The 14,349-nt window shown below is 39.7% G+C and carries 12 protein-coding genes; 7 read left to right on the top strand and 5 right to left on the bottom strand.

The genetic code is table 11. The features are described from left to right. Positions 1-145: 145 nt before the first annotated feature. Complete coding sequence (locus tag IEV15_RS02955) at positions 146-718, bottom strand: Crp/Fnr family transcriptional regulator (RefSeq protein ID WP_188361015.1); 573 nt, start codon at positions 716-718, stop codon at positions 146-148. 211 nt (positions 719-929) lie between these two features. Between IEV15_RS02955 and IEV15_RS02950 the strand changes: the two genes are divergently transcribed. The 7 genes from IEV15_RS02950 (at position 930) to IEV15_RS02920 (ending at position 6,695) form a co-directional block, all read left to right on the top strand. Next, entirely contained in the window at positions 930-1,160 is a 231-nt protein-coding gene (locus IEV15_RS02950; RefSeq protein ID WP_188361014.1) for a hypothetical protein, read from the top strand. A gap of 440 nt (positions 1,161-1,600) precedes the next feature. Continuing rightward, on the top strand, positions 1,601-1,933 hold the full coding sequence (locus IEV15_RS02945; RefSeq protein ID WP_188361013.1) for an ArsR/SmtB family transcription factor: 333 nt from the start codon (positions 1,601-1,603) through the stop codon (positions 1,931-1,933). Between the two features lie 140 nt (positions 1,934-2,073). Next, a complete protein-coding gene (locus IEV15_RS02940; protein WP_188361012.1) occupies positions 2,074-2,544 on the top strand; it encodes a DUF6428 family protein in 471 nt (156 codons plus the stop codon). A gap of 259 nt (positions 2,545-2,803) precedes the next feature. After that, a complete protein-coding gene (locus tag IEV15_RS02935) occupies positions 2,804-3,415 on the top strand; it encodes an arsenate-mycothiol transferase ArsC (protein WP_188361011.1) in 612 nt (203 codons plus the stop codon). A 362-nt stretch (positions 3,416-3,777) separates the two neighbouring features. Then, positions 3,778-4,803 (top strand): ACR3 family arsenite efflux transporter, encoded by a 1,026-nt coding sequence (gene arsB / locus IEV15_RS02930; protein WP_229734093.1) that lies wholly within the window; start codon positions 3,778-3,780, stop codon positions 4,801-4,803. A gap of 381 nt (positions 4,804-5,184) precedes the next feature. Further along, positions 5,185-6,360, top strand: coding sequence for a baeRF3 domain-containing protein (locus IEV15_RS02925; protein WP_229734084.1), 1,176 nt, complete (start codon positions 5,185-5,187; stop codon positions 6,358-6,360). 17 nt (positions 6,361-6,377) lie between these two features. Next, positions 6,378-6,695: an HPF/RaiA family ribosome-associated protein gene (locus IEV15_RS02920; RefSeq protein ID WP_229734083.1), complete on the top strand. Its 318-nt coding sequence runs from the start codon at positions 6,378-6,380 to the stop codon at positions 6,693-6,695. 664 nt (positions 6,696-7,359) lie between these two features. On the opposite strand, the gene IEV15_RS02915 is transcribed toward IEV15_RS02920, so the two are convergent. The 4 genes from IEV15_RS02915 to IEV15_RS02900 all read right to left on the bottom strand — a co-directional run bounded on the left by IEV15_RS02915 (position 7,360) and on the right by IEV15_RS02900 (position 13,526). Further along, positions 7,360-8,247, bottom strand: a complete 888-nt coding sequence (locus IEV15_RS02915; protein WP_188361009.1) for a dienelactone hydrolase family protein — start codon at positions 8,245-8,247, stop codon at positions 7,360-7,362. A gap of 335 nt (positions 8,248-8,582) precedes the next feature. Then, complete coding sequence (locus IEV15_RS02910) at positions 8,583-9,635, bottom strand: phytase (RefSeq protein WP_188361008.1); 1,053 nt, start codon at positions 9,633-9,635, stop codon at positions 8,583-8,585. A gap of 2 nt (positions 9,636-9,637) precedes the next feature. Further along, a complete protein-coding gene (locus IEV15_RS02905; protein WP_188361007.1) occupies positions 9,638-10,624 on the bottom strand; it encodes a metallophosphoesterase in 987 nt (328 codons plus the stop codon). Between the two features lie 73 nt (positions 10,625-10,697). After that, positions 10,698-13,526 (bottom strand): TonB-dependent receptor, encoded by a 2,829-nt coding sequence (locus tag IEV15_RS02900; protein WP_188361006.1) that lies wholly within the window; start codon positions 13,524-13,526, stop codon positions 10,698-10,700. Between the last annotated feature and the right edge of the window lie 823 nt (positions 13,527-14,349).

Raw genomic sequence — 14,349 nt, 5'->3', positions numbered from 1 at the left:
AAAGGTAATTGGCTATGGGTAATGGGTAATTGGGGGAAAAATTACATCGTAGAAAACTCGTTTAAGACTTCCAAAAAACCCATTACCCATTACCCATCACCCATTACCCATAGCCCATTACCCATCACCAATCACCAATCACCCCTCAAAACCCCTCCTTCCTAATCCTACTAAACGAACTATCCGTTATCCCAAGATAACTCGCAATATATTTCAACGGCGAATGCAAAACCACTTCCGGCTTTTCTTTAATCAATTGCAAGTAGCGGTCTTTTGCCGAAATCGTAACCATTTCCACAGAACGTTGTTTAAAGTGAAACAATCGGTTGGTCATCCAAAGGCGTCCCCATTCCGAAAAACCGGGAATGGAATGGTAGAGTTCTTGAAACACGTCAAAATCAAGCATCCAACCTTCACAATCGGTAAGTGCATGAATAGTTTCCTGACTTGGAATGCGTTGAAATAACGACAAAACTTCAATCACAATTTCATGTTTCGAATAAAAATCGGTGGTAGTGTCGTTCCCATTATAATCATAAGCAAACGAACGCATCAAACCACTTTCAAGCAAAAGGTATCCTTTGGAAACTTCCCCTTTTTCTAAAACAACGGTTCCTTTTTTAAAGGTGACTTTATAATGTGCAGCAATCAATCGGTCGAGCTCTTGCGGATTGATTAAGGGGTGCTGGTAAACGTGCGATAAAAGTGGTTTGTTCATACTGCTATCGGAAAAATGTAGAAGCGAATGTAAGAAAAAATGCAGTGAAAAAATCAGTTACTGAGCGAATTAACAAGGTTGCTACAGTGAATTTAACACAAAATACACCCCATCAGAAACATAAGAATGATATAACATTTTCAACAAATTATATAAGGACAATCCCCTGAAAACAGCCTAATTTTATAACCTAACCTAAAATAGCGCAATTATGGAACCTTTTCAATTTTTAGAGAACAATCCCATGGCTTGGTGGTTGGTTTTTACCATCGTCTTAGCGGTGATATTCGGCATCCTATTTTGGATTTTTACGGTGGACAACACACTACCTTCCGAAAAACAAAGCACCTCATTTTTCAGACGTTTCATGGGACGGTCTTTCCGAAGAAAATCATTTCCTGACAACGACAATGACAATTCTGCCCATAGACATAACAAATAGAAATCCGCCGCATCTGCATTTTAATTTTGCCACAAAGGAATTAAGACACTAAGTGGATGAGGTTCTAAAAAGGTAATGGGCAATGGGTCTACAAAAAATCCGCATCATCAGCGTTGGCGAAGCCACCCGTCCCGATAACTATCGGGATCCGCGTTCCCATCTTTGCGTCTTAGCTCCCGATAATTATCGACTTTGCGAGAAATCTGCGTCATCAGCGTTTGGCGAAGCCATCCGTAAAATCCGCGTTCCCATCTTTGCGTTCTTAGCATAAACCTTTGCGAACTTTGTAGTTAAATCAAAATCATCCGCATTTGGCGAAGCCAATCTGTAAAATCCGCGTTCCCATCTTTGCGTTCTAAACCTAAAACTTTGAAAAAAAACCACAAAAATTATCCCCCATTCAAAATTATATCGTAATATTGCAATATAATAATACAATCATGGGAGCAACCAAAACCGATCACTTTTCAGACAGTCAAAACGAACTGGCCATTTTAACCAAAGCCCTGGGCCATCCCGCTCGAATCGCCATCATTGAATACCTCCTCAAAGTAGAGAGTTGTATCTGTGGTGACATTGTTAACGAACTACCTTTGGCTCAACCCACCGTTTCCCAACACCTGAAAGAACTGAAAAACGCAGGATTAATAAAAGGAAACGTAGAAGGTGCCGCCATTTGCTATTGCATAAATGAAACCGGCTTTGACAAAGTAAAAGCATTTTTCAAACTTGTCAATTCGCATCTGGATGATAAAAGAATACAATGTTGTTAAAATAGAAGCCCGTCTCGTCTCCCCCTCCTTCGGAGGGGGTTGGGGGGAGGAAAAAAAGAAAAACAAATTAACCGAGAACAACCTAAGAACCTAAGAACCTTAGAGCCTAAGAATCTCAGAACCTCAAAACCTCAAAAAAAATGAAACTATCACAAATCAAAAACGTCCTTTCTACCCTAGAAACCGTTACTTTCCAATTACCAAACGGAACCTTCGTTCCTGAACATTTTCACGTAACCGAAGTAGGTCTAATCACCAAAAACTTCATCGATTGCGGCGGCACCGTTCGCAAAGAAACCGTAGTCAACTTCCAATTATGGGACGCCAACGACTACGACCATCGCTTAAAACCACAAAAGTTAGCAAAAATAATTGCCTTATCTGAAAAAGTCCTCGGCATCGAAGACCATGAAATTGAAGTGGAATACCAAGGCGAAACCATTGGCAAATTTGACCTCGACTTCAATGGCGAAACCTTTAGGCTCGTCAACAAAAAAACGGCTTGTTTAGCCGAAGACCAATGCGGCATCCCAACCCAAAAACCAAGAGTGAAACTATCCGACATGCAAAACCAATCCGGCTCTTGCACCCCCGGCGGCGGCTGTTGTTAGGGAAATCGTGTAATCATTAACGTTTTTCCCGCCCTAACAGAACTGACGTAGAAAACAACGAAGGAAGGAACGGCAGCAACCCCCATAGCCGAGGAGGAACGACGAGCGACTTGGGTTGCGGAGAGACTGATGAGGTAGTTTTCAAGACAGGGCTGTTAAGGCTTGATTTTTTGTTTCTTTTTTATCAAGAAAAAAGAAAATAACTTAATTTGAAAACAATAAAACCAAGAACAACACTAGAACATTAGCACCAAAAACTATGTACCAAAAAATCCAATCCATAATTAAATCCCTTGATTTAACAACTATCTCAAAGGAAAGAAAACAAACCCTCCAACCCCTCATCAACTACATCCAATCCAAAGTAAACGATAAAAAAGAAATACGCCTCAACCTAATCTGCACCCACAACTCCCGCAGAAGCCATTTATCACAAGTATGGGCCCAAGCGGCAGGTGCCTATTACGGAATTCCAAATGTATTGTGTTACTCCGGTGGAACCGAAGCAACCGCAATGTTTCCAATGGCCGCAAAAACACTGGAAAAAGCAGGTTTCCAAATCCAAACTATTGCCGACGGAACCAACCCCATCTACGCCATAAAATATGCCGAAAACGCAAATCCCATCATTGGTTTCTCCAAAACCTATGACAATGCCTTCAATCCCAAAAGCGAATTTGCAGCCATCATGACCTGCTCACAAGCAGACGGCGGTTGCCCCTTCATTGCGGGAGCCGAATTACGAATACCAATTACCTATGAAGACCCAAAAGCGTTTGACAACACCCCACAACAAGCCGAAAAATACGAAGAACGCAGCCTTCAAATCGCCACCGAAATGAGCTTTGTCTTTTCACAGATAAAAATGTAAATTAAATGTCCCTATAAGTACGAACGTCAACTCGCCCTAACAGAACTGACGTAGAAAACAACGAAGGAAGGAACGGCAGCAACCCTCATAGCCGAGGACGTGCCTCGCCGGCAGGCGGGGGCACGACGAGCGACTTGGGTTGCGGAGAGACTGACGAGGTAGTTTTCAAGACAGGGCTGTTGAGGCTTGATTTTTTTGTTACTTTTTTTATCAAGAAAAAAAGTAAAGAATAAGAACTGAAAACAATTTAACTAAGATCAACCTCAATAACTCAGCCTCTCAAAAAACAGATTATGAAAAAAACAGACCCACAAAAAACGGCAGCAAATCAACAACTCAGCAACTCAGCCCCTCCAAAAAAAATCGCCTTCTTCGAACGCTACCTCACCCTCTGGGTCGCCATTTGCATCCTATTTGGAATCGCCCTAGGCAACCTCGCCGGTGACTCCATGACCTTCCTAAGTCAAATGGAAATCGCAAAAGTAAACATCCCGATTGCTATTTTAATCTGGATGATGATTTACCCCATGATGCTGCAAATCGACTTTTCAAGTCTGAAGAAAGTCACACAAAAACCAAAAGGAATTGTGTTAACCGTAATCATCAATTGGTTGATCAAACCCTTCACCATGGCGTTTTTTGCGTGGTTGTTTTTCTCCAACATTTACAGTGCGTTTATCTCCCCGGAATTGGCGGGTGAATACATCGCCGGAGCCATTTTATTAGGAGCTGCACCGTGTACGGCTATGGTGTTTGTATGGTCCTATTTAACCGATGGCGACCCAAATTACACCTTGATGCAAGTATCGGTAAACGATTTAATCATTTTAGTTGCTTTTGTTCCTATTGTGGGATTGTTACTGGGAATCACCAACATTACCGTACCTTACAACACGCTGTTTTTGAGTATTGTCATCTATGTAGTAGTGCCTTTAGTAGCAGGGTTTATTACCAGTAAAACACTAATAAAATCAAAAGGAAAAGCGTGGTTCACCGACGTATTTCTACCAAAATTAAAACCGATATCCATCATCGCATTACTGCTTACTTTAGTATTTCTTTTTGCCTTTCAAGGAGGAAACATCGTAAACAATCCGTTAATTATTGTCTTCATTGCCATCCCACTCATCATTCAAACCTATTTTATCTTTTTTGTAGCCTGGTATTCAGGTAAAAAACTACAGCTGACCCATGCCGTTTGTGCCCCCGCAGCGATGATTGGAGCCAGTAACTTCTTCGAATTGTCTGTGGCAGTTGCAATAGCCCTGTTCGGACTAGACAGCCCCGCTGCACTAGTCTGCGTCGTAGGCGTCCTTGTAGAAGTCCCCATAATGCTATCCCTAGTCGCCTTCGCGAACAAACAAAAACACACTTTTAAAGAACAATAAACCAAAAAAATTCGTGTAGTCCGCGAAACCTGCCTATTTAAAACCATATAGATACATAGTATTTTGAGTTCTAAAAGACGCTTCGCTCAACACACAGCTATGCGAAACCAAGCATTGGTTCTATGTCCTTTTTCCTATGTATCTATGTGGTTAATTTGTTTCTATTTTTAAAAAATAGTATTTCTTAGTGACTTCTTTGCTACGAAGCAAAAAAAACTTAGTGCCCTCTTTTCTTCGTAGCCAAATCCCCAAACACTAACACACCTAGCAATTATATAACCCTTCCTCAAAATTATATAACCCAAACGGCTGCTGTTTAAGTAACTTTACAACTATACAATTCCTTTGTATAACTAATCAAAAACAATAAAAACAGACACTATGCAAGACACAGCCACGCCCATTCAGAAAGTATCCCATGAAGTCATTCAAAAACTCCTAAACGTCCAAACCGAACCCTGCCTTTCGTTGTATATGCCAACGCATCAAAGTCATCCCGATAATGCCCAAGACCCAATTCGATTTCAAAACCTTTTAAAAGAATTGGAAGCATCACTTTTGTTGAAATACGACAAAGCAACCACCAAAGAACACTTGGCTCCGTTTGAAAAATTGAGTCAGGATGCCTCTTTTTGGAATCACACTACAAAAGGACTGGCCGTTTTTAGTGCCGACGACCTCTTTGAAGTAGTCACACTACAAGAAACCACCTCCGAACTAGCCATGGTAGCGGATAGCTTCCACACCAAACCATTGCGACAGTACATCCAGTCTATGGACCGTTTCCATGTATTGGGATTGAGCATTAATGGCGTAAAACTATATGAAGGAAACCACCGCGATTTGACGGAAATTGAATTGGATGCCACGATACCACAAAATATGGTAGAAGCATTGGGTGATGAATTAACCGACAAACACTTGACGGTTGCGTCCTATGGTGGTGCAGGAAGTCAAAGTGCAAACATGCATCACGGACATGGTGGTAAAAAAGAAGAAATGAACAACGATACCGAACGCTATTTCCGGGTAGTTGCTCAAGAAATATATGAGAAGTACTCCAAACCAACAGGATGGCCATTGATTCTAACAGCCCTTTCGGAACACCATAGTTTGTTTCAAAAAGTGAGCAAAAACCCACACCTGTTACACCGAGGTATCAAATTTAATCCGGGGGCAACCACTATTGACAACCTAAAAGAAAAAGCTTGGGAAATCATGGAACCCGAATATTTGGAAAAAATCGAACAAATAGTAGACAAATACGAACTGGCCAAATCAGGAAACAAAGGGAGTGACAATAGTAAAGAAGTTGCCATAGCCGCTGTGGAAGGTCGTATTGATACCCTACTTATTGAAGCCGATCGTGTTATTGCTATGCGAATTACCAATTTAACCACGGGAAACACTCAAAACAAAGACATCAACAACCCGAGAGTAGATGACCTACTCGATGACATGAGTGAATTGGTCACCAAAATGGGAGGGGCAGTTATCGTATTACCCGCAGATCAAATGCCTTCTGAAACGGGATTAGCGGCGATCTTTAGATATTAACCATAAAAACAAAACACATGAACATGACAATTCAATATAACACCTCCAATATAGAGGAAGAAGAAGTACGCCTACAAGAAACGATAAATGAATTAGTAGACAACACCCTCGGCAGATTTGAAGATAAAATAACCCGTTTGGAAGTACACCTCTCCGATGAGAATGGTCACAAAAATGGCCAAAACGACAAACGATGCCTATTGGAAGCACGTGTAGCCGGTATGCAACCCATCGCCGTAACCACACAAGCCAACACCTTTGCCGAAGCCGCTAAAGACGCTGTTGGAAAACTAAAAAACAAACTGGAAACCGTTTTGGGAAAACTAAACAACTAACCAACGTTTTAAATTTTACCAAAGAAGTCATTTAAGATTTTCAATACTTTATTGTCTCAGTATTAATCTTTTTTTTTAAACCATATAAGGCATATAAGTTTAAATAAGTGTTATTCTGATTTAGATTTTTTCAAACCACATACATAGTTTTTTATAGTTGTTAAAGACGCTTCGCTCAATCAAGGTAGCACCTAGCTATGCGAAACCAAGCATTGGTTCTATGTCCTTTTTTCCTATGTATCTATGTGGCTAAAAATGTAAACCTTTTAAACTCTTAAACTATTTTTTTAACCACATAGAGACATAGTTTTTCATAGTTTTTAAAGACGCTTCGCTCAATCAAAGTAACACCTTGCTATGCGAAACCAAGCATTGGTTCTATGTCCTTTTTTCTTATGTATCTATGTGGCTAAAAATGTAAACCTTTTAAACTCTTAAACTATTTTTTTAACCACGTAGAGACATAGTTTTTCATAGTTTTTAAAGACGCTTCGCTCAATCAAAGTAACACCTAGCTATGCGAAACTAAGCATTGGTTCTATGTCCTTTTTTCCTATGTATCTATGTGGCTAAAAATGTAAACCATATAAGTCATATAAGTTCCACCGCTGCCGCACGAATCCTTTCGTGGTTGAATCAATAACAAATACAAAATACAAGAAAATCACTCCAAATACTCCTTAAAAAAAGCAATCGTCCGCGACCAAGCCAAAACCGCCGCCGCCTCATCATATCGTGGCGTAGTGTTATTGTGAAAACCATGATTCACTTCCGGATAAAAATGAGCCGTATGAACCACCTTGTTTTTTTTCAAAACCGCCTCAAAAGCAGGCCAACCCTCATTCACTCGTGTATCTAATCCGGCAAAATGCAATTGAATAGGGGTTTTAATGGCTTCGGCTTCCTCAGCAGTAGGCTGACCACCATAAAATGGAACAGCGGCCGGCAACGTTGTAATCTTTACCGCCATCATATTGGCAATCCAACCCCCAAAACAAAAACCGACAACACCCACTTTCCCATTGCAATCTTTATGGGATTTCAAATAGTCATACGCCGCAATAAAATCCTCCAGCATTTCATCACGGGTACGTTTGCGTTGTAATTCCCTACCTTCATCGTCATTTCCGGGATAGCCACCCAATGGCGATAAAGCATCCGGTGCTAAAGTGATAAAACCATCAACAGCGGCTCTTCGTCCAACATCCTCAATATACGGATTCAAACCGCGATTTTCATGCACCACAATAATTCCGGGTAATTTTTTAGTAGCGGAAACAGGCTGCGACAAAAGTCCTTTGATGCTACCCCCTCCTTTGGGCGACTCATAATGAATATAGCCCGATTTCAATCTCGGATCCTCGGGTTGTATCAAGAGCGTATCCAAATAGTTAGGCGTCATAAAACTCAAAAGTGAAGGCAACGTCAAACTGCCTACAGCATATAAAGACAAACGTTCTACAAACTGCCTTCTCTCAATTTTGTTGTGTGCATAGTCATCATACAAATCAAATACCTCCTGACTGATGTCTTCTTTAGTTAATTTTTTCATAGTGCTTTTTCTTTTTACTAAAGTAGTGAAAATCTTTAAGTTGTAAACACGTTACTGCACAAACTCATCTATCAAACACTCCAATCGTATAAATCAAAATCTCACAAAAAACCCAACCCATCACTCCCAACCTGTCTTAATACTTAAATCTCCCCGTCTTACTACTTAATACTCCCATCTTAATACCTAAAAACCACACCACGAATCCTTTTGTGCAACCTTAAAAACAAGCTTTTCGAAAACTTTTACGAAAATCAAGTAAACAATTAAAAAAACAAAATCAAGTTGTCACACAAAAGGACGCATAATGTGGAAATCTGATTCGAAAATCAAACTTATTTCTTTTGAGAATCAATCACCTTTTGAACCGTGTTCCAATCATAAAAATGAAAAGTCATACCATTACTCATCGCCACAAACATACCATTAGGAAACTGACTTCCTAATGCTACATGCGTAGCATCTGCTCCATCACATTCAACCGTAGAAGTAGGAACTTCAGCCAACATAGTATGCTGATTCGGAGTGCCGGAATCCCCTTCTCTTGCATAAACAACAAAAGTATTAGCTTGCTGATTAGACACTAAAATATAGCCCGTAGTAGCTGTTTTTTTGTAAATAGCTATGCCTTCATGATCCGATTTAAAATCGTTTTGACCAAAAACAGCCAATTCAGTGTTGTCGTTTTTAGCAGGATCGGCATAATATTTTCGAACACCAAACTGTTCGTCCGAACAATACACATAACCCAATTCATTGTCAACAGCTAAAGCCTCTATTTCCTTTTTACCACTGAAATTACCAAACTTTCTGACCACGTTCGCTCCAACAGTCCCGCTTCCTGCATCCGACAATTGGTATTGCCACAAGTAGGTACCTGATGGACCAAATTTTCTGCCTACTATCGCAAAAATAACTCCATCCGTAGGTCGCGTGTAAAGTGAAATACCCATCGGATCACGCTCGACTTCGCCGACAAATACATCAATACCTCCGCCATCAATGGCAACTAAATCCGGTAAAGAAAAAATTCGTATTTTATTGGTTTCCCTCTCGGTTGTCACAGCAATAGCCACTTTTTTTCCATCCAAAAGAAGCCCATAGGCGATATCCACATTATTCGGTCGCTGAAGCGGAATTGATTTTTTGATGATTTTTCCATTCAAATCATACATAAAAAGTCCACCGTCTGAATCCTTATCGGTTCCGATAACCACACTTTTGGTGGCGTCTTCAGGATGAATCCAAATCGCAGGATCATCCGTATCATGAGGAGTAGGCTGCGTAACAACGGTGGGCGATATAGCGTCTTCTCTAACCGGAGCTAATTTATCACCGCAGGAAAGAGTAAGCAAATAGAGTAAGGAGAACAAGGCTGATTTTTTCATTTTTATTTATTTAATTCGGTAGTGTAAACAATTTTTCCTGCTGCCGTGACAAGTTGCACCAAAAGCGTTTTTTCATTCACTGAAAACGCCATAAAACCGGGTTCAGATAAGGCAAATAGGGTACCTTCGCGAGTTCCCGTAGGTCGCACCTCACAACCGGCTCCTGACAAAAACTGAGTAGTATAACGGTTTTTAGGTTTGATAACTTGTAAATCATGTTCGTGACCACACAAATAGGCATCTACTTTGTAGCGATCAAAAAGGGAGGCAAATTTAGTCTCCATATTTTTGGTGTCAATATTGTCTTTTCGCTTCCCACCGGAATACATGGGATGATGACCGATAACCAATTTCCATTTAATACTCGCATCCGTGGTGTTTAACGTCTCAATAAGCCACTTTCTTTGAGCTGTGGTATCTTGCTGCTTCACATTCGCTTCCATTTCATCGCCCTTCGAATGATAACTGTCAATAAACGGATTGGTGTCAATAAAAACCAACAGCATCTTACTGCCGTTTTTCAATCCAATGATTTTTTTATAGTACTGGTTCGGCAATTGCCAACGGCGACTGATTTGTGAATAATCAATTTGAGCTTGAATATTCCCGTTATAATCGTGATTCCCTAAGGTTACAAACCAGTCGTTTTGCAATTGATGACTGCTGTAAATAGACTCAAAAGAGGCAGTCCATTGCAAATCCTGTGTGCTCTGAACACCGTTTGGATAGAAATTATCGCCTACAGAGATGACAAAATCAGAATCCAAAGTAGCCGCAGCTTTTGTCATTTGTGTGGCAACATCTTTTTGGTAATAATCGCCATGACGTCCGAAATCGCCCAATACCAAAAAATTTTCGCTGTCCTCCAAAATTTTCAATTCCGGAATAAAACCGCCTTTATATCCTGACTTTTCTTCTTCCAAATATTTTTGAGCTTGTGTAAATTGGAAGCACACCAGAAATACTAAAACTAGATGATTTTTTCTCATTTTTCTAAAAATTAAAAAATGTTGACAGGATTAAAAACCCTGTCAAACATTTATGAATATAACTAACCTAAACTTATAAGTCAAACTTCAAACCTAGATTGTATCGGGCTTGATAGTATTCCATTTGCATTGTTCTTGAAGAAATCCCTTGATAATAACGTAACGGTTGATTGGTCAAGTTATTGGCTTCTGCAAAAATCCGCAATCGTTGTGTAATTTTATAAGAGGCGTTGGCGTCCAAAAACAATTGTTCGTCATAATACCTGTCGTCAAAAGCGTCACCACCTAGCTCATCAAGATAATCAGCAGCGTAGTTCAATGATATACGAGCGGAGAATTTATTGTTTTCCCAAGACAGCGAACTGTTAAACATGTGTGGAGCCGTTCCGGGTAAACTCACATTTGATCTTGCCTCTCCATCAGAGTTGGTGATTCCTTTTGCGTCTGACTCTGTAAAGGTATAATTCAAATAAATACCCAAACCTTTGAAAAAAGTACCGGGTATAAAATCCAATTGACGTTGGAAGGCTACCTCAAAACCATAAACACTCACTTCCTCACCATTGCGTTGTTGTGTCAAAGACCAGTTCCCCGGATTTACTTCGGGAATCGGGTTTACCTGACCCGGAAAATCAGCAGCAAATTTACTATTAGTATACTGGTTGTCACGGTACGTATAAATGAAATCATTTAAGTTTTTATAAAAAACACCTCCGGATAATAACCCTACAGACTTATAATATTTTTCAACCATCAAATCAAAATTATAAGCATAAGTAGCTTTCAAATTTGGATTACCGGCATCAATGGCAGAATCATCATCGGGAATAACACTAATAAACGGTGACAAAGCAAAGTAATCCGGGCGAGCAATTGAAGTGGTAAAAGCCGCTCTATATACCCAATCTTTATCGGCATTGTATTTAAAAGCGATACTTGGCAAAACGTTGGTGTAAGAGTTGGTGTTATTGATTTCTCCTACTAAATCATCTTCATCTAAAATATAATTAGCGGTATAGTCAATATACGTATTCTCTACACGTAATCCGGCTATCATTGACAATCTTTCATTAAAATCTTGATCCCAACGAACATATCCGGCATAAATATTCTCCTTGGCTTTATAATTTAAGGCTAAGTATTCTGAAGGTACGGTTTCACTATCAAACAAATCGGTATTGTTAAGATCCAGACCGCCTAAAAAGGAATTACTCACAAATGTTCCGGGAATATACTGAGAGCCGGCTTGCCAATTTTCGCCTCCATAAAAAGAATTCGGTAGCGTATTCAAATTACCAAAATCAGCAACTGGACTATATTCAAACCAAATATTATTTCGCTCTTTGTCTTTAATTCGCAAACGAGCTCCAAAACGCAACCTTCCTTTTTGATCGGCAATAGCTGTAAAAGGTATTCTGAAATTCAATTTGGCTCCCAACTCACTTTCTTCTGTGTAATCTTGATTTTGAGACAACTCTCTAAATTCAAAATCTTCAGTAGCATTGTCTCCTACGGCTGTAATCAAAGGAAATCTCGGATTCGCTAAATTCATATCCATTTCCAAGCCACGGTTTTGATATTCAATATATCGTTCATTGGGTCGGTCTTCACTAGCTTGGGCATAATTAACAGACCAATCCATATCCAACTTTGAAGTCAATAAATGCTCACCTCCAATGGAGTAGTTTTGAACGGTTTGTCGTTCCAAACGTCTGTTTTTGTTTTTACTGTCATCGATTCCCCCTTTCGTTTGTCTTCTAACATCACCCTCAAAACCAATTATGTCATCATTGGCATCATAAATGGGATCAATACCACGATAACGGGCACGGTAACGATTCTCTAAGTCATCTCTGAAATTGTAGATCGCATTCACATAAATGCTGTTGTTTTCGTTGAACTTATAATCTGTTGCCAAGGCAAAAGAATTTCGAATACGTCGCACATCATATTTTCTGATGTCATATTCTTCAATATAAACTTGATCTTTTTCGCCTCTAACCCAAACGGCTTCAACGTTATCAGAACCAAAATCATTATTGTTATAGGAAGCACTGAAAACCATCCCTAACTTGTTTTCAAAAAAACGATTTCCGTATACAAATCCTGCTGTATAATTACCTTTTTCACGAATAGGCCCATAACCTCCGGCTAAGGTAGCAGAGATACGCTCGCCATTGGGTGTAGCACGGGTGATTAAATTTACGGAACCTCCAATAGCATCAGCATCCATATCAGAAGTAAGTGTTTTGTTTACTTCAATAGTGGAAATCATATCTGCTGGAATCAAATCCATTTGCACATTTCGGTTATCCCCTTCAGCAGAAGGTATTCTGTCGCCGTTAAGTGTAACCGAGTTCAAACTCGGTGCTAATCCACGAACAATAATGTTTCTGGCTTCTCCTTGGTCATTTTGCATCGTAATACCCGGAACTCGTTTTAAGGCATCACCAATATTGGCATCCGGAAAACGACCTACTTGATCGGAAGAAATCACGTTGGTAATGTTCTGATTGCTTTTTTGTTTGTTAATTGCTTTGGCTTGACCTCGCAAACGGTCTCCCAAAACGACAACTTCCGATAATTCTTCTGAACCCGGAAGTAGTGAAAAATTAACCGTTGTGTTTTTACCGGCTGTAACTGTTACTTCCTTAGATAGCTTTTGATACCCAATATAAGTGACTTCAATTTGATAGGTTCCCGCCGGAACATTTAAAAATTCATAATCCCCATTCTGATTAGTAATGGTGTATTTGTTTCCGACATTCAAACGAATCGTGGCACCGGGAAGTGAAAAATTCCCTTCTGTTTCTGTAATTTTTCCTGAAATTACTCCGTTTTCCTGAGCTGTAGTTACCCAACCGGAAACAAAAAGTAGTACAAATAAAAATAATTTTTTCATCATAGTTGTTTTGTAGTTTTTTAATCCTGCAATACTACTCCATGTGAAAAAAAAAGGTGTTATTCAAAAATTATGTTTAAAAGGGGTTTTAGTTAACTTTCTGTAATGATTATTAATTAAATGTTAATTTGAAAGGTGATAGTAACTCCAAAAGAAGCTCCAACTACAGTAAATAGAATAGGTGAGACAACTACAGCCAAAAATTACTGTTTATTGAACCTACAAAATCGCAATAGCACACACCTGCTTCTTCTTTTTATACTGTGGATTACACAACCCAAGATCTTTAAATCACACCATAACCAATTGCTTCGCCTGTTCGCTCAATGTTATAAAATTAAGGATTTTGTAAGTTGAAAAAGAAAGAAGTTCTCGAAATAAACTAGCTAAGTATCTAAATATTGATGCGTTTTTTTTCGACTTTGCGAGAAAAAAACCAGCCGTACTTAATAATGGCATCAAACGCGAGATTAAGGCCCCACCAAGTTTGTCACCCCCAGTTTTGTCATTCAGCAAGATGTCGAAGACGAAATAGGAACCTCCTACGCAGTAGGCAGCTCACCTCCCAGTTTTGTCATTCCGCAAGATGTCGAAGACGAAATAGGAACCTCCTACGCAGTAGGCAGCTCACCCCCAGTTTGTCATTCCGCAAGATGTCGAAGACGAAATAGGAACCTCCTACGCAGTAGGCAGCTCACCTCCCAGTTTTGTCATTCCGCAAGATGTCGAAGACGAAATAGGAACCTCCTACGCAGTAGGCAGCTCACCTTATACTATTGATTACACAACTTTAGTACCTCAAAGGAATAAAAAAATTTAACTA

The organism is Flavobacterium orientale, from assembly GCF_014638005.1.
GTDB classification, from domain to species: Bacteria; Bacteroidota; Bacteroidia; order Flavobacteriales; family Flavobacteriaceae; genus Flavobacterium; species Flavobacterium orientale.
The sequence above is the reverse complement of the archived record's forward strand: the minus strand, read 5'-3'. Positions and strand labels throughout refer to the sequence as shown.

Bases quoted from the DNA above. Each gene is read 5' to 3' on its own strand.
- IEV15_RS02955 (WP_188361015.1), bottom strand. From the start codon at position 718: ATGAACAAACCACTTTTATCGCACGTTTACCAGCACCCCTTAATCAAT.
- IEV15_RS02950 (WP_188361014.1), top strand. From the start codon at position 930: ATGGAACCTTTTCAATTTTTAGAGAACAATCCCATGGCTTGGTGGTTG.
- IEV15_RS02945 (WP_188361013.1), top strand. From the start codon at position 1,601: ATGGGAGCAACCAAAACCGATCACTTTTCAGACAGTCAAAACGAACTG.
- IEV15_RS02940 (WP_188361012.1), top strand. From the start codon at position 2,074: ATGAAACTATCACAAATCAAAAACGTCCTTTCTACCCTAGAAACCGTT.
- IEV15_RS02935 (WP_188361011.1), top strand. From the start codon at position 2,804: ATGTACCAAAAAATCCAATCCATAATTAAATCCCTTGATTTAACAACT.
- IEV15_RS02925 (WP_229734084.1), top strand. From the start codon at position 5,185: ATGCAAGACACAGCCACGCCCATTCAGAAAGTATCCCATGAAGTCATT.
- IEV15_RS02920 (WP_229734083.1), top strand. From the start codon at position 6,378: ATGAACATGACAATTCAATATAACACCTCCAATATAGAGGAAGAAGAA.
- IEV15_RS02915 (WP_188361009.1), bottom strand. From the start codon at position 8,247: ATGAAAAAATTAACTAAAGAAGACATCAGTCAGGAGGTATTTGATTTG.
- IEV15_RS02910 (WP_188361008.1), bottom strand. From the start codon at position 9,635: ATGAAAAAATCAGCCTTGTTCTCCTTACTCTATTTGCTTACTCTTTCC.
- IEV15_RS02905 (WP_188361007.1), bottom strand. From the start codon at position 10,624: ATGAGAAAAAATCATCTAGTTTTAGTATTTCTGGTGTGCTTCCAATTT.
- IEV15_RS02900 (WP_188361006.1), bottom strand. From the start codon at position 13,526: ATGAAAAAATTATTTTTATTTGTACTACTTTTTGTTTCCGGTTGGGTA.